The organism is Streptomyces yongxingensis, assembly GCF_055597465.1.
Map to the genome: position 1 here is coordinate 484329 of NZ_CM145717.1, position 16972 is coordinate 501300.

Here is a 16972-nt window from a genome sequence, read left to right on the forward strand (position 1 = left end):
CGTTCCCTCTGACCGGCTACTCGACATCCGCGCCTGCGAGGTCTTCGACGTTGCTCTTCGTACCGGTGGACTCCATCCCGCGCACCGTGACCGGGGAAACGGATATCAATTCCCTTCCCGCGTTGCCCGGGTAAGTACTCACTCTTCGAAACGCAGCGCAGTGGGTGCTACACTCGCGGCCACCATGCACGGTAAGGTAACCCTTACTCGACGTCGGCGACGCCGCCCCAGAATCAATTCCAAAACCGTTTTCATAGCGGCGTGCATGGCTTGGCGAGGTCGCCGCATCTGCCATCGGAAGAGGAATTCGTGAGCGCCACGGATACCACCGCGAGCCGCCAGGCCCGTATCGTATTGATAATCACTGTCGTTGCATCGGCCTTATTGGTCATCGACATCACCATCGTTTCCGTCGCCTTACCTTCCATCCAGTCGGATCTCGGCGGATCGCTGTCCGCACTCCAATGGATCATCATCGGCTACACCGTCACCTTCGGGGCCTTCCAGCAGGCGGCGGGGTCGCTGTCGGACCGGCTGGGCCGCAAGGTGATGTTCATGGGTGGCATCGCGCTGTTCACCCTGTCCTCACTGGCCTGCGGCATGGCCCCGAACGCCCTGGCGCTCGATATCGCCCGATGTGTGCAGGGCGTGGGCGCGGCCTTCGTACTCGCCAACGCGATGCCCCTGATCGCCCAGACCCACGAAGGCCAGAGCCGCAACATGGCCATCGCCGTCTGGGGCACCACGCTGGGCGCCTGCGGTGCCGTCGCCCCGGTCATCGGTGGTCTGCTGGTCGACCTCACCCAGTGGCGCTACCTCTTCCTCATCAATGTGCCCATCGGCGCGATCGCGCTCTTCCTCTGCCGGACGCGACTGCCCGCCGACCCCCCGCGCGGTTCTCTGGCAGGCATCGACTGGACCGGCGCCGCCCTGCTCGTCCTCACCCTCGGTCTGGTCAACTTCGCCCTCACCCGCGGCGAGGACCAGGGCTGGGCCAGCGCCGCCACCGTGATCCAGCTTGGCCTCTCAGCCGTACTGCTCATCGGATTCCTGCTGCTGGAGAAGCGGCTCGCGACCCCCACCCTCGAACTGTCGCTGTTCAAGGTGCCCACCTTCGTGGCGGCGACCCTGATCGCCTTCTTCTCCCGCTTCGCCACAGTCGGCGGTTCGGTCTACTACATCCTGTACTTCCAGAGCGCCCGTGGCCTGAGCCCCCTGCAGACCGGACTGATGATGATGGCCATCTTCGCTCCGCAGCTCGGAATGGGACTGGTCGCCGGCAAGCTCCAGGCCAAGTACTCGCCGTCCCACATCATCGGAGCCGGATTCGGCGTCCTGGCGCTCGGCGGGCTCGCCATGTCCTGGGCGTTCACCTCGGACACCAGCGTCTGGGCGACGCTGCCGGGCCTCCTGCTGTGGGGTGTGGGCGGCGGCCTGGCCGGCAGCCCCTCCATGTCCCTGGCGGTGAACGTGGTCCCCAAGGAGAAGGCGGGTATGGCGTCGGGGGCGATCAACAGCCTCTTCATGTTCGGGGCCGGTATCGGTGCGGCGATCTTCGGGGTTCTGTTCCGGACCCGGATCTCCGAGAAGGCCGACAGCGATCTGCGACTGGACACGGCCGACCACGAGTCCGTCGTCTCCGCCGCCGCCCAGGGGGACATCACCCACGCTCTGGAGAATGTGTCCGACGACGTCGCCGACCAGGTGCGCCGCACCCTGGAATCCGCCATCGCGGAAGGAGCGGGCCACGTCATGATGTGGGCCGCGGTCATCTGCGTGCTCACGGCGGCCATCGCCCTGACGCTGGTCCGCAAGGAGGACCTCCTGACCGGCGCCCCCGAACCGCAGAAGGACCCGGGGCACGCGGAGGCGGAGCCGGCCTGACTGAGGACCGGCCGGGGCGCACGGCTCCGCGGGCGGACCACCAAGCCGGCCACCGGGTGCGCAGCACCGATCGTCCTCCGACGCGCGCGGCACGTCCGTCGCACCACCACACCGGCAGGAGCCCGCATGCCCTCGTCCGTCCGGAAAGCCCGCCCGCGCTTCCTGGTACTGGGCGGCACCGGCTTCGTATCCGGTGCGGTGGCCGCGGAAGCCGTCGCCCGAGGCCACCACGTCACTTGTGTGACCCGCGGCAGCGGAGGGAGCCCACCGGAGGGGGCCCGCCTCTTCCGTGCCGGCCGCAACGCCCCCGACGCGCTCGCCGGTCTGGCCGACACCCGCTTCGACGCGGTGGTCGAAACGGCGACCCTGTACGGCGCGCTCTCCCGCGATGTCACCCCCTCCGTCGACGCGGGTCTGCGGAGCCGCCCCATCGGCGAGACGGCCGAGGCGGTGCTCCGGGGCCGGCTCACCCGGGGTGCCGGGAAACGACCCGTGGCGGGGCTGACTCCGGTCGAGGAGGCGGCCGTGCTGCGGTCCACGGGGCACTGATCCCGGTCCGGAGGGCGTGGACAGTACGGCGCCCGGCCTCTGTCACGCGGGCCGGCGGCAGTCTCTTGAACGGGTGCGTGCGCGACTGGAGTTGGACCAGGAGTGCCATCCTCGGATGGCATACATCCGTCACCGGCGTTGATACGTTCTGCACGTTTTGACGTTCTCATCGTCAGGAGACGCCGTGGCTCCGGCAACCCCACCGCTTCCCGCGCCCGTGAGACTGTCCTCGTTGACCGGCCTTCGATTCGTTGCCGCGTTCGCGGTGTTCGCCTCGCACACCTACCTGGCCCTCTGGTTCGACGGGGACTGGGAGAACGACACGAGCACGTCGTCGTTCCGCCTGCACCCCGCGATGCTCGGGGTGTTCTGCTTGAACCCGGTCCAGGCCAGGTGTACGTGGGCGTCGGTCGAGGCGCCGTGGCGGCTCGCCGTGAAGGGTCAGTCGTCCATGGACGCCGCCAGGGACCGGGGGCGCATATCGGTCCAGTGGGCCTCGATGAAGTCCAGGCATGCCGCTCGGGTGTTCTCGTCGAAGACGGTCCTCCACCCCCCGGGCACCTCGGCGAAGGACGGCCAGAGCGAGTACTGGCCCTCGTCGTTCACCAGGACCAGGAAACGGCCCTCGTCGTCGTCGAACGGGTTGGTGCTCATGCTCAGTGTCTCCTCGGGTCCGACGGGCCGGTGACAGCCGGATAGAGCTTAGGTTAGCCTCGCCTAATCAAATCTGAGCTTAGTCTTTCCCCTTCCCTCTCACAAGGAGACGTCCATGCGCCCTCTCCAGCCGGCCATGACCGATCCCGTCTCCCACCTCACGGCCGATGCGGAGAACCCCTTCGTCGTGTTCGGGCTGCCCGGCGAGCCCGGCACCGACGAGTTCTGGGCGACGGCGGGGACACCGGCGTCGTTACCTGCCGACGGCGGCGGTTGGGTGACCTTGTTCCTGTGGCGCGGGTCTGAGGCGAGCATCGGCTTCGAGAGCTGGTCGGAGCCGGTGCCCCTGCGCCGCTGGGGCGACACGGACTGCTGGTACGCCGAAGTGCGCATGCCCGCGCGGCTGCGGGTGACCTATCAGTTCCTCGCGGGCGACGCGGCGTACGCCGACCCGTTCAACCCGGTCGGCGCGGGAGGTGAGCGGTCCATCGCCGCGACCCCGGACGCCCCGGCCCAGCCGCACTGGCCCGTCATCGGCGCCGACGCCGTACTGCCCGTCCCGCGCGCCCGGATCCGCTGGACCAGCGAACGGCTCGGCGGGCGGCGCACCGTGCGGGTCCACCCGGCGGGCGGCGGCGGACCTGTGGTCCTGCTGCTCGACGCGGACGACTGGCTGTACCTGCACCCGGCCACGGCCGCGTTCGACTCGGCCGTCGCCAGTGGCGAGATGCCCGCCGTCACACTCGTCTTCCTTCCGGCCAAGGACCGGGAGGCAGAGTTCGCGTGCAGGCCCGAGCTGTGGGAGGCGGTCCGGGACGAACTGCTGCCTCTGGTGGCGGAATCCGGCGTACCCGCCGACCCGGACCGGCTGGTGGTCGCCGGGCAGAGCCTCGGCGGGCTGAGCGCGATGTACGCGGCGCTGGAGTTCCCGGACCTGGTGTCCCGTGTGGCCTGCCAGTCGGGGTCGTTCTGGTGGACACCCGGCGCCATGGACCTGGCGGACCCCTTGGGCGGTCCGGTCGGCGGCGCCGTCGCCGCGCGTCTGCGGGAGCGCCCCGACCTGTCCGGTCTGCGGGTCGCGTTCGACGTGGGGGAACACGAAACGCGGATGCTGCCCCACTGCGAGCTGGCCGAGACCCTGGCCGAACAGGCCGGCGCGACCGTGCGGGTTTCCCGGTCGGCGTCGGGTCACGACCGGGCCGGCTGGCGGCACTCCCTGCTCAGGGACGTCGCCTGGGCGCTCGGACAGCCGGTCACCGGGCCACGGCCAGGCAGTAGTCCTCGTCGGTGGCGAGGAGGTTCCGATGGGTGTCCTCGGCGGTGACGACGCCGTCGTCCAGGACGAGGACACGGTCGGCGGCGTCCAGGAGGGCCGGGCTGCTGGTGATGACGAGGGTGGTGCGGCCCCGGCGCAGCTTGGCGACGTTGCGCGCGATGAGCTGTTCGGTGACCGCGTCGACGGCTGTTGTCGGGTCGTGCAGGACGAGGACGTCGGTGTCGGCGGCGAGGGCGCGGGCCAGGGACAGCCGTTGGCGCTGCCCCCCGGAAAGGTTCGCGCCGCGGTCGCGGACGCCGTAGTCGAGTCCTTCGCGGTGGAGGGCGACGACGTCGGTCAGCATGGACGCCTCGACGGCCTCATGAACCATCCGGCTGGTGCCCGACGGGTCGATGTTCGCGCGGAGGGTGCCCGCGAAGATCTCCCCGTCGTACGGGTTCACCAGCATGTGCCCTCGGACGGCCTCGATCGACAGGTCCGCGAGTTCCTGCCCGCTGACCCGTACCACTCCCTCATACGCCTCGGGCGGGACGTTCACGGCCAGGACCGACGCGAGGTCGGCCGCCGCGCGCGGCTGGTAGGCGGCGATCGCCACGAACTCACCGGCGGCCACCTGGAACTTCAGCTTGCGCAGGGATCCGTGTCGGACGCAGTCGATCTCAAGGTCTCCACCGGTGACCGGGCGCCCTGGCCCCGGGGTCGTCACCGGCGGCGCGGCCAGCACCAGCGCCATCCGCTCGGCCGACGCGCGCGCCATCATCACGTACTTCGGCATCTCCGAGAACAGCTTGAGCGGTTCGATGATGAACTGCGCCAGCCCCACGGCCATGACGAGCTCGCCGATGGTGATCTGGCCGTCGAACGCGAGCCAGCCCGCCGTCAGGGTCACAGCGGCGGCGAGGATCGCGTTGAGGGCCAGCGCGGTACCCTCGTACGCGCCGTTCACCTTGGCGACGGTGATCGCCTGGTGCTTCGCCTCCGTGCTGACCTTCCGATAGGACCGGAACGCCTGGTGGTTGCCGCCGAAGCCGTGCAGCGGGCGCAGGCCCGTGATCAGGTCGGCGACCTTGGCGCCCGCCCGTGCCACCCGGGCCTGCTGTTCGCGGGTACTGGTGCCGATCCGCTGGGACAGCACGCTCAGGATCGACAGGATCGCGACGGTGCCCACGATCACCAACAGGCCGAGCCGGACGCTGGCCAGGCCCAGCGCGACCGCGGCGACCAGCACCGCGACCAGCGAGCTGATCAGCAGCGGCACCACCTCGATGATGTCCGCGGTCTGGTCGGCGTCCTCGGTGGCGATGGTCAGCACCTCGCCGGACTTGAGGTCGACGTCCCTGGCCACCGGCTGGAGTCCGCAGGCCGCGACCTTCACCCGCCAGCGGTGCGCCTCGGTCGTGTTGGCCTTCTGCAGGATGCGCATCCCGAACCGCCACGATAGCGACACGGTCGTGATGATCACGGCCAACGCGGCGATCGACAGGGCGAGCGCGCCGAGGCCACGGTCCCGCATCGTGTGTTCGACGATCAGGCCGAGCGCGATGGGGAAGGCGGTCTCCCCCGCCTGGTACAGGCCCATGAGGACGGTGCCCCGGACCATGGCACCGACGTTGCGCCGCAGCGCGGTTCGCAGGATGCCGGCCCCCGGGCGGGGCCGCTGCGTGTCAGGAGTTGTCGGAGTCGTCATCGAGATGGCGGGCAATCGCTTCCGGGGTCCGCAGGGTGAACAGGTCACGGACGGTGATCACAGGGCCGTACTCCCGGCGGAGCAGCCCGATCAGCCGTACCGCCAGCATGGAGTGGCCTCCGAGGGACACGAAGTCGCTCACCGCGCTCACCTCGTCATCGTCCAGGTCCAGTGCCTCGGCGAAGAACTCGCACACCACGGTCTCGGTCCCGGTCGCGGGTCCCCGCTCCCCCGCCGTGGTCAGCGCGCCCAGCGGTCTGGCCTCCGGCAGTGCCTTGGTGTCGGCCTTCCCGTTCACCGTCAGCGGGATGCTGTCGACCCGGGCGTAGTGGGTGGGGCGCAGGAAGTCCGGCAGGCCGGCGCCCACTTCGGCGGCGACCGCCGCCAGGTCGGAGCCGTCCAGCACGAGGTAGGCGGCCAGCCGGTACGCGCCGTCGACCTGCGGGTCGGGCTGGGCGACCGCGGCGACGAACCGCACCGCCGGGTGCGCGGCGAACGCGGCCTCGACCTCGCCCGGCTCGACCCGGTGCCCCCGGATCTTGACCTGCTGGTCGGTGCGGCCCAGGTACATCAGGTTCCCGTCGGGCCGCCGGACCACCAGGTCCCCGGTGCGGTACATGCGCTCACCGGGTTGGCCGAACGGGCAGGCCACGAAGCGGTGTGCGGTCTGGGCCGGCTGCCCGAGATAGCCCCGTGCGATGCCGATGCCCGCCACATACAGCTCACCGGGGACCCCGTCCGGCAGCGGCCGCAGCCACGGGTCCAGCACGTACACATCGGTGTTGTCGATCGCCACGCCCACCACCGGGTCCTGGCATTCGAAGGTGCCGACGCCGAGGGTGTTGATGGTGTACTCGGTGGGTCCGTACAGGTTGTAGCCGACCGTCCCCCCGGTCCCGGCGAGCAGCTGCCACAACGCCGGTGTGACGGCCTCGCCGCCCAGCAGCACCAGCGCCGGTCGCCGGGCCGGGTTGTCGAGCAGGCCCTCGGCCACCAGTTGCCGCGCGTAGGTCGGGGTCACGTTGATGACGTCGATCCCGTGCTCACGGCAGTACTCGACGAGACGGGGCGCGTCACGGCGCAGCTCCTCGTCGCAGATGTGCACCTCGTGGCCGTCGGCGAGCCACAGCAGTTCCTCCCATGACATGTCGAACGCGAACGACACGGTGTGCGCGATCCGGAAAACCCGGTGGCCGTGCTCCGCCAGCACCGGCTGGAAGATCCGGCGCTGGTGGTTGATCAGCATGTTGGTGAGACCGGCGTACTCGGTCACCACTCCCTTCGGCTTCCCGGTCGATCCCGAGGTGTAGATCGTGTACGCGGGGTGCCGCAGCCGGTTCGGGTCGTCGGGCGCGAACGTCCCGTACGGCTCGGCCCCGGGCAGGGGGCGGTCCAGCTCGATCAGGTCGCCGGTCAGCGGGGCCAGCCGGGGCGACACGGCGCTCACCGTGAGGATCACATCGGGGCGGGCGTCCGCGACGATCGCGGCGATCCGCTCGTCCGGGTGGTCCAGCTCCAGCGGCACGTACGCGGCGCCGACGCGCAGCACGGCGAACAGCGCCACGATCGAGTCCAGGGAGCGTGGGATCGCGAGGCCCACGGCCCGCTCGGGGCCGATGCCGCGCCGGGCGAGCACACCGGCCACGGCGCGGCTGCGGTCCCGGAGCTGGGCGAACGTCATGGTCGAGCCGTGGGCGACGAGCGCGACCCGCCGCGGGTCGCGGTCCGCCGCCTGGTCGAACCGGTCGACCACGGTGTCCGTGCCGATGTCCGTACGCGCCCCCCGCGAGGGCCGCGGTGCCAACCCGCGCAGCGCACCGACCGGTCCGGTGGAGCGGGCCAGGTCTTCGAGCACGCGCAGGTAGTCGTCGAGGAGACGGCGGGCGTTGTCGGTGTCCTTGTCGCGGTATTCCAGCTTGACCGTGAGCCGGTCGCCGGGCGTGATGACCCAGGTGAACGGGTAGTGGGTGGAGTCGTCGGCCTGCACCGAGGTGATGCCGTGCCTGGCGTTCATCTCGGCGAACGCGTCCATGTCCAGGAAGTTCTGCAGCACGAACAGGTTGTCGAACAGGGTGTCGTGCCCACTGGCCCGCTGGATCTCGCCGAGCCCCAGGTGCTCGTGCTCCATCGCCTCGACCCTGGCCGCCTGGACGGCCGACAGATACGCGCCGACCGTGTCGTCCGGCCGGGCCCGCGTCCACATGGGCACGGTGTTGAGCAGCACGCCGACGATGCCGTCCAGGCCCTCGCCCTCCCGCCCGGAGACGGTCACGCCGAACACGGCGTCGCCGCGGCCCGTATGGGCGCCAAGCAGGAGACCGAACGCGCCGGTCAGGACCGAGTGCAGGGTGACGCCGTGCCTCCTGGCCGCTTCCCGCGGCAGGTCCGACTGTTCGGCGGAGAGCGTGTGCACGAGCGTGTCCGGCAGGTCGTCGGAAAGGGACGGGGCCGGTCCGGCGAGCAGCGTCGGGCCGGGGAGGCCGGTCAGATGCTCCGCCCAGAAGCGCTCCGATACGGCGGAGTCCCTGGCGGCGAGCGCCCGCGCGTGGTCCTCGAAGCTCGGTGTGGCGGGGACGGCGTCCAGTGGCTCGCCCCCGAGAACGGCCCGGTAGGCGTCGAACAGCTCCCGCAGCACGATCTCGCGGGACCAGCCGTCCCACAGCAGCAGGTGGTAGCTGAGCAGCAGCCCGTCGCGGTCGTCGGGCAGACGCACCACGGTCAGCCGGATCAGCGGCGGCTCCCCCGGGTCGAAGCCCGTGTCGCGGTCCCGGGCGCGCAGGGCGTCGACGTCCGCGTCCGTGGCGAGCGCGATCGTGCGGACATCGACGCGCCGGCCCGCCCTCAGGACCTGGACCGGGTTGCCGTCGTCGTCGGTGGCGAAACCGGCGGCCACGACCGGGTACCGCGCGATCACGTACGCCATCGCCTCGGCCAGCGCGTCGGTGTCCAGGCGCCGGTCGAAGGTGAACCAGCTCTGCGCGACGTAGTGTCCGGCCGAGCCCGCCATCTGCGCCTGGAAGAACAGGCCCCGCTGGAGCGGGGTGACCGGCGCCGTGCGCTCGGCCGTCGCGGAGGCGTCCGCGACGCGTTCCAGTGCGCTGCGCCAGTGCTCGGTGATCTCGTCCGGGACGCCCTCGGCGAGGGTGAAGGCCGCGTGCAGGCTTCCGGTGGCCGCGTCGGTCCACGCGTTGACCTCGACGGCGTACGGGCTGCCCTGATCGCCGCCGGTGAGGCGCGGCGCCTGGGACTCGCCGCCCCGGCCGAGGTAGTTGAACAGCACCTGGGGACGGCGGGTGAGCAGCGGGGCCGTCTGCGGGTTGAGGTATCTGAGCTGCCCGTACGCGAGGTGTCCGCGCTCGTCCGGCTGGCGCTCGGCGACCTCGTGCGCCGCCGCCACCGGGTCGGTGTGCGCGCTGAGCCGTACGGGCGCGATGGAGGTGAACCAGCCCACCGTGCGGGTGTAGTCGTGGTGTTCCAGCGCCGGGACCCGGCCGTGCCGCTCCAGGTCGATCGCGAGGTCGGTGGGCGACGGCTGGACGCGGGTCAGCGCGGTGCGCAGCGCGCCGCACAGCAGCTCGGTGAGGCCGACGCCGAGCGCGGCCGGCGCGCTGCGCGTCACGCGGTCGCTCAGCGACGGCGCGAGCACGACCGTGCACTCACGCAACTCCCCGACTGCCGACAGCGGTTCGGGCGCCTCGAGCGTGCTCACCCAGTGCCCGAGGCCGTCGATCGCGTGGGCGGACCGGGACGCCAGTGCTTCGGCGTACTCGGCGTACGACGTGGTCGGCGGCGCCAGGGGATCGCCGCGCAGGGCGGTGGTCAGGTCGTCCAGCAGCACCAGCCAGGACACCGAGTCGACGGCGAGGTGATGCACGGTGACCACGAGGGTCCGGCTCGGCTCCAGCCACGCGAACGCGGCCACGTTCCCTGACTCGGGATCGAGCCGTCCGGCGGCCTCGTCCGCCACGGCCGTCGCGTCGGTGGTGTCCCTCGCCACGACGGTGACCTCGCGGGCGGGCTCGGTGCGCAGGGCCCATACCCCGTGCTCGACGCGCAGCCGCAGCCGGAGGGCCGGGTGCGCGGCCACGACGGCGTTCGCGGCGCGCTCGACGTCGGCGAACCCGGCGCCCTCGGGGGCCACCACCGTTCGGGCCTGGGCGAACCGGGTGAGCGATCCGCCCAGTTCCCGCTGGCGCAGGATGATCGGCGTCGGCGTCAGCGGGCCGTCCTCGCGGCGGACGGGCGCGGGCGCCGGGGCGGCCTGCGGTGTACGCGTTCCCAGGTGCTCGGCGAGCGCGCGCGGTGTCCTGAACAGGAACACGTCCCGTGGCGCGATCGGCAGGCCGAGCGCCCTGGCCCGGTTGATCACGGTGATGGCGACGATGCTGTCGCCCCCGGCCCTGAAGAAGTCGGTGTCGGCGTCCACGGCGGAGCCGGGCAGCGCCTCGGCGAAGACGCCGACCAGTGCGGCGAGCGCGGAATCACCGAGCGGGTCGGAGGTGTCGTCCTGGGCGGCGCGCTCGATCAGGGCTGCGCGGTCCAGCTTGCCGTTGACCGTCAGCGGCAGGGCGTCGACCGGCAGCACCCGGCCCGGCACCATGTGCACGGGCAGCTTCGCGGACAGCAGGGCGGTGAGGTCGCCGGGCACCCGGCCCACGACGTGCGCGACCAGGTGGTCGCCGCCGTCCGCCACGGTGACGGCCACATCGACCACACCGTCCAGTTCCCTGATCGCGGCCTCCACCTCACCCAACTCGATCCGGAACCCCTTGAGTTGGACCTGATCGTCGGCGCGGCCGGTGAACTCCAGGTCACCGTCGAGGGTGCGGAGGGCGAGGTCGCCCGTGTGGTACATGCGGGAGCCGTCGCCCGTGAACGGGTTCGCCACGAACCGGCCTGCGGTGAGCCCGGGCCTGCCCAGGTAGCCGAGTGACACCTGATCGCCCGCGACATAGATGGAGCCCACCCGGCCCGGCGGCACCGGCCGGAGCCGGTCGTCGAGCAGATAGGTGACCAGGCCGGGTATCGGGCCGCCGATCGGGCTGACGTGGTCGCCGACCGGGAAGTCCTCGTCGGTCAGCACCCGGTGGGTGACATGGACGGTGGTCTCGGTGATGCCGTACATGTTGACCAGCTCGGGCGATCCGGTGCCGTGCCGCTCGACCCAGCCGCGCAGCCGCCCGAGGTCCAGCGCCTCGCCGCCGAAGATGATCCGGCGCAGTGCGGGCAAGGGCACATCGGCATGCCGGTCGGCCTCGATGAACTGGTAGAACGCCGACGGGGTCTGGTTGAGCACGGTCACTCCGCGCTCGCGCACCAGCCGGTGGAAGTCGACCGGGGAGCGGGTCAGCCCGTACTCCGGCACCAGCAGCTCACCACCGTGCGCCAGCGCGCCCCACAGCTCCCAGACCGCGAAGTCGAAGGAGAAGGAGTGGAACTGGACCCATACGTCGTGCGGGCCGAAGGCCATGGCGGGCCGGGTGTTCGCGAGCAGCGACACCACGCTGGAGTGCGGGACGACGACACCCTTGGGCCGGCCGGTCGATCCGGAGGTGTAGATCACGTACGCGGGGTCGTGCCAGTTTGCCTCCGGACCGGGCTCGGTGGTGGCCCGCGGCAGCTCGTCCCCCTGTACGAGCACGCGGGCCGGTACGCCGGCCCGGGCCAGCAGCCGGGTGAAGCGGTCCCGCTGCTCGCGGTGCACGAGAACGACCTGCGGAGCGGCGTCGGCGAGGATGTACTCCAGCCGTTCGTCCGGGTACGCCAGGTCCAGCGGTACGTACGCGCCGCCCGCGCCGACGATCGCGACCAGGGCGACGACCTGCTCGACGGAGCGCGGGACGGCCACGGCGACCCGTTGGCCCGGACCGGTCCCGGCCGCGCGCAGGGCCGAGGCCAGCTCGTCCTTCGCGTCCGCCAGTTCGCCGTAGCTCAGTGAGCGGGTGCCGCCGTCGAGATGGCACTGGGTGACGGCGGTGGCGGCCGGGTCGCGGCGGGCGGCGGCGTCGAACAGCGCGCCCAGTGTGGTCGGGGTGATCGGCGGCGCGGGACGCCGGGCATCCTCCGCCGCCAGGGCGTCGACCGGGGCGTCCGGCCGGGTGAGCAGGCCGGTGAGGGCCTGGGTGAACGTGTGCAGGATCGCCCGGGCGGTCGCCTCCCGCAGCAGTGCGCCGTCGTAGATCAGGTTGAAGCGTGGGCGCCCGTCGAGCGCGCGCTCGACCACCAGCGTCAACGGGTAGTGCGGGGCGCCCTCGTTGACGATGTCGGTGATGACGAGCGTGTCGCCGGGCCGCCGCAAAGCGTCCACATCGGTCGCCACGTCGAACACCACCAGGGTGTCGAACAGCGTGCCCGCCCCGGCCTGGCGGCCGATCCTCGCCAGCGAGACATGCTGGTGCGGCAGCACCGCGCTCTGGTGTTCCCGCACCGAGGCGAGCAGGTCGCGCGCCGTGGTGGTGGCGGCCCACCGGGCGCGCACGGGGATGGTGTTGATGAACAGGCCCACCATGTCCTCGATACCGGGCACCTCCGCGTCACGCCCGGACACCGTGGAGCCGAACACGACGTCCCTGCCGTGCAGGATGCCGCCCAGCGTCACCGCCCAGGCGCTGTGCACGGCCACGCTCAGCGGCACGCCGGCCGACCGGACGGCCGTGTCGATGTCGTCCTCCGGTTCCACGGCGGTGTCGGCGAACCGGTCGGACGGAGTGTGCCCCTCGGCGACCAGCGAGGGACCGGGCAGATCGGCGAGCTGACAGCGCCATACCCGGTCGCTCTCGTCGTCGTCGCGTCTCGCGAGCCGGCGCACATAGTCGGCGAAGCCGGCGAGTGGGTACAGGGTTCCCGGCGCGTGGTACTCGGCCAGCAGCGCACGGAGCATCGGTGGCACCGACCAGCCGTCGGCGACGATGTGGTGCACGGTCTGCACCAGGACGTTCCGGCCGGAGCCCGCGCGGATGAGCGTGTACCGCATCAGCGGACCGGTGGCCAGGTCGAACCCGGCGCGGCGGTCCCGCTCTGCCAGGTCGCGGATCTCGGCGTCGGTGATGCCGGGCCGGTCCAGCGTGGTGAAGGGCGCCTCCACCCCGCTCTCCAGCACGGAGACCACGCGGCCGTCGGCGAGGGCCACGAACCGGGCGGCCAGGTTCGGGTACAGCGTGAGCAGCCGGGTGGCCGCCGTCGCGAGCCGGTCGGCGTCCACCTCGCCGGCCAGCGTCAGCAGTTGCTGCTCGACGTAGGCGCCCGCCGAGTCGTCGTCGAAGACCGAGTGGAAGTACAGGCCCTCCTGCAACGGGGTCAGCGGCAGGATGTCGTGCAGCGCCGGCCCGTCCAGGACGTCGACATCGGCCTGCGTGAGCGGCACCAGGCCGAAGTCACTGGGAGAGTGGCCACCCTGGCCGAGCGCGGCCAGCCCGGCCAAGGCTCCCCGGAAGTACCCGCCGATGGTCGCGATGTCCTCGTCGGTGAACATCCCGTCGGGCCAGGAGATGGTGGTGACCAGCTCGTACGCGCCGGCCTGGGCGGGTTCGGCGATCGCGTTGAACTCCAGGGCACGCGGCAGGCGCATCCTCGGGTCGCGTTTCTCGCCCAGCTGCCCCGTGGCGCCCGCGAGCTGCCAGTCCCCGGACGCGCTCGCGTCGAAGCGGCCCACGTAGTTGAACAACACCTGTGGTGCGGGGGTGTCGAACTCGATGCCGGTCAGGTACCGCAGGGCACCGTAGGAAACGCCGTTGCCCGGCACCCGGGCGAGGTCTTCCTTGACCGCCTTGAGCGCGGCGGCCAGGTACTCGGGTGTGGTGAGGTCGGCCGCCGCGCCTGGGTCCACGATCACCGGGAACAGGGTGGTGAACCAGCCCACGGTCCGCGACAGCTCCGGCTCGAAGCCGGCCGTGTCGGCCACGAACCGTCCTTCGCGGCCGTGGCCCTCGAGTTCGATGTGCGCGAACGTCTGATCCTGCCCGAGATCACGGCGCCATCGGGCGAGGGTGACGGCGAGCGCGGTCAGCAGCACGTCGCCCACGCCCGCGTGGAACTTCGCGGGAATCTCGCCCAGCAGCGCGGCCGTGACCTCGGGGCCGACCGAGACGGTCCGCACCCGCTCCCGCGCGACGGTGTCGGCTTCGGACAGCGCGCGCCTGCCCACCGGCCCGTCCGCTCCTGGCAGGGGGCGCTGGAAGTAGGCGCGGTCCGCGTCGAACGTCGCGCGCTCCAGCAGCTGCGTCCAGCGCCGGAACGACGTGCCCACCGGGGGCAGCTCGATCGGCGCGCCCGAGGCGAACTGCCGCCACGCCGTGGCCAGGTCGTCCATCAGGACACGCCACGACACGCCGTCGATCACCACATGATGGACGACCACGGCCAGTTGCCGTGCCCGGCGTCGCCAGACGGCACGCAGCATCACACCGCTGTCGGGGTCCAGCCCTTCGGTGGCGAGCGCCACGCACTCGTCGAGCGGCCGGTCGCTCTCCTGCCACCCCACGACGGCCTGGTCCGCCTCCGGGACGTGGAAACTCCAGCGGTCGCCGCGCACCAGCGTGGCGCGCAGCATGTCGTGCCGGCGCACCACAGCGGTGAGGATCTGGTCGAGGGCGTCGGCGGTCAGGTCCGCCGGGGTGTTCAGCACCACCGACTGCACGAAGCCGGAAATCGCGTCCGTGGTCTCACCGAGCCACCGCACGATGGGTGATCCCCCTACGGAACCGGTCGCGACATCGCCGTCGTCCGCGGTGGAGACGTCTTCGCGGCTCGCCACCGCCGCCAGCGCCCCCACGGTGCTGTTGGTGAAGACCTGCCGTGCCGTGAGGTGGAGACCCGCGTCGCGCAGCGCGCCCAGCAGCGAGATCGCCAGCAGGCTGTCTCCACCGAGTTGGAAGAAGTCCTGGTCGGCACCGACCTCGTCCAGCCGCAGCACCTTCGCGACCGCCGCGCACACCACGCGCTCGTTCTCGGTGGCGGGCGGGATGAGCGAGTCCGTCCCGATCGCGGGTTCCGGCAGCGCGCGGCGGTCGAGCTTGCCGTTCGCGGTGAGCGGGAACTCCTTCATCACGACGATGTGGGCGGGCACCATGTATTCCACCATGTGCTCGGCGGCCCACGCCTTGACCTCGTCCGCGCGCAGGTCCTCGCTCCCGGCGACCGGGATCACGTACCCCACCAGGTAGGTGCCGCCTGCCGCGTTCTTCTTCGCGACGACGCAGGCGTGCCGTACCTCGAGGTGCTCCGCAAGACCGACCTCGACATCCTCGATCTCCAGCCGCATACCGCGGATCTTGATCTGGTTGTCGGCCCGGCCGAGGAAGTCCAGCGACCCGTCCGGGGCGAACCGGGCCAGGTCACCGGTCCGGTACAGCCGGGACCCGTCCCCCGCGAAGGGGTTCGCCACGAACCGGGACGCCGTCAGGCCGGGCGCGCCTATGTACCCGCGCCCCAGGAGCAACCCTCCCGCGTACAGTTCGCCGCCGACCCCGACCGGGACCGGGCGCAGTTCGTCGTCCAGCACGTACAACTGGGTGTTGGGGTTGGCCCTGCCGATCGATGTCGACAGGCGTTCCGCCGCGCCACGGTAGATGACGTGCGAGACACCGATCGTGGTCTCGGCCGGGCCGTAGCCGTGGTACAGCGGGATGCCGAGCCGGGTGCGGAACCGCTCGTACAGGTCCGGGGTCAGCACCTCGCCGCCGCACCACACATGCCGCAGGCTGTCCAGCCGGCCGGAGTCGCCCACGATCTCCAGCAGCACGTCCAGCATGGACGACACCAGGTACGTGAAGGTGACGCGCTGTTCGGCGATCACGCTCAGCAGGTGGTGCGGGTCGTGTTCGCCGCCGGGCCGCAGGACCACCAGCCTGCCGCCGTACACCAGCGGCAGGAAGATCTCGTTGATGGAGATGTCGAAGGACAACGGCGCCTTGAACAGCGAGGCGTCGTCGTGGCCGAAGCCGAGGATCTCGGTTCCCTGCCACAGCAGGCGCTCGCTGATCGCTTCGTGCCGGATCATCGCGCCCTTGGGCCGCCCGGTCGAACCGGACGTGAAGATCACATACGCCAGGGCGTCGCCGGGAACGGTGACCCCGGTGCCCTGAGCTGGGTGGGAACCGAACCGCCAGTCGCCGAGGTCGACGGCCACGGCTTCCGGTTCACCCGGGTCGTGCTCGCCCGAGTCGTTGAGCTGCACCACGACCTGGGCGTCGTCGATGACGACGGCTCGGCGCGCGGCGGGCCACTGCGGATCGAGCGGCACGAACGCGCATCCCGCCTGGACCACGCCGAGCAGCCCGATCACCATCTCGGCGGAGCGGCCCAGTGAGATGCCGACGACCTGTTCCGGGCCCAGCCTGCGGGCGATCAGATGGTGGGCCAGCTGACTGGAGCGCTCGGCTGCCTCACGGTAGGTCAGCGATCGGTGCTCGTCGACGATGGCGACGGCGTCCGGCCTGGTCCGCGCCTGCTCGCGGAACATCTCCACGATGGTCGGGCGCACCCGGTCGGCCTTGGTGTCGTTCCACTCGGCCAGGGCCTCGAGCCTCGCCGCCACGCTGGACGGGCCGATCGTGCCGATGGGCCGGTCCGGGAAATCGGCCAGGTCGTCCAGCGCGAGTCGCGCGTCGGCCACCACGACGCCTTCGGGGACGGCGATGCTCCGGCCGTCCGCGCCGACCTCCCAACCGACGGGCGCCTTCCCGCCGTTGTCGGCCCACCCGAGGACATCGGCGAACGGAGTGCCGGGGATGAGGTCGATGCCGTCGGGGCTCCGACCCGTCGCCCAGTACGACAGCCCGATGGCGCACGCTTCGGCGATGGTCCTGTCGGAGAAGTCACCGGTTCGCCGGCGCACGTCGGCCAGGCGCGTGGGCGAGAGAGGTACCAGACGAGCGCTCGGTTCCATCATCGAAGACTCAGGGTCCCTTCATGTCATGAAAGTG

General features: G+C 71.4%; 6 protein-coding genes. 3 read left to right on the top strand and 3 right to left on the bottom strand.

Annotated features, from left to right (window positions below; all coding sequences use genetic code 11):
• The first annotated feature begins 384 nt into the window (after positions 1-384).
• Together ACZ6TD_RS02250 and ACZ6TD_RS02255 are read left to right on the top strand one after the other, a co-directional pair.
• Positions 385-1884, top strand: a complete 1500-nt coding sequence (locus ACZ6TD_RS02250; RefSeq protein WP_471349615.1) for an MFS transporter — start codon at positions 385-387, stop codon at positions 1882-1884.
• A gap of 126 nt (positions 1885-2010) precedes the next feature.
• Complete coding sequence (locus tag ACZ6TD_RS02255) at positions 2011-2433, top strand: NAD-dependent epimerase/dehydratase family protein (protein WP_471349618.1); 423 nt, start codon at positions 2011-2013, stop codon at positions 2431-2433.
• A 441-nt stretch (positions 2434-2874) separates the two neighbouring features.
• Here the strand turns inward: ACZ6TD_RS02255 and ACZ6TD_RS02260 are convergent, their stop codons facing one another.
• Entirely contained in the window at positions 2875-3087 is a 213-nt protein-coding gene (locus ACZ6TD_RS02260; protein WP_471349621.1) for an MbtH family protein, read from the bottom strand.
• A 115-nt stretch (positions 3088-3202) separates the two neighbouring features.
• On the opposite strand from ACZ6TD_RS02260, the gene ACZ6TD_RS02265 reads away from it, so the two are divergent.
• Positions 3203-4411, top strand: a complete 1209-nt coding sequence (locus tag ACZ6TD_RS02265) for an alpha/beta hydrolase-fold protein (RefSeq protein WP_471349623.1) — start codon at positions 3203-3205, stop codon at positions 4409-4411.
• Here ACZ6TD_RS02265 and ACZ6TD_RS02270 read toward each other — a convergent pair.
• Positions 4341-6050, bottom strand: a complete 1710-nt coding sequence (locus tag ACZ6TD_RS02270) for an ABC transporter ATP-binding protein (protein ID WP_471349626.1) — start codon at positions 6048-6050, stop codon at positions 4341-4343. The genes ACZ6TD_RS02265 and ACZ6TD_RS02270 overlap by 71 nt on opposite strands.
• Entirely contained in the window at positions 6028-16938 is a 10911-nt protein-coding gene (locus ACZ6TD_RS02275) for a non-ribosomal peptide synthetase (RefSeq protein WP_471349628.1), read from the bottom strand. The genes ACZ6TD_RS02270 and ACZ6TD_RS02275 overlap by 23 nt, the downstream gene beginning before the upstream one ends.
• Between the last annotated feature and the right edge of the window lie 34 nt (positions 16939-16972).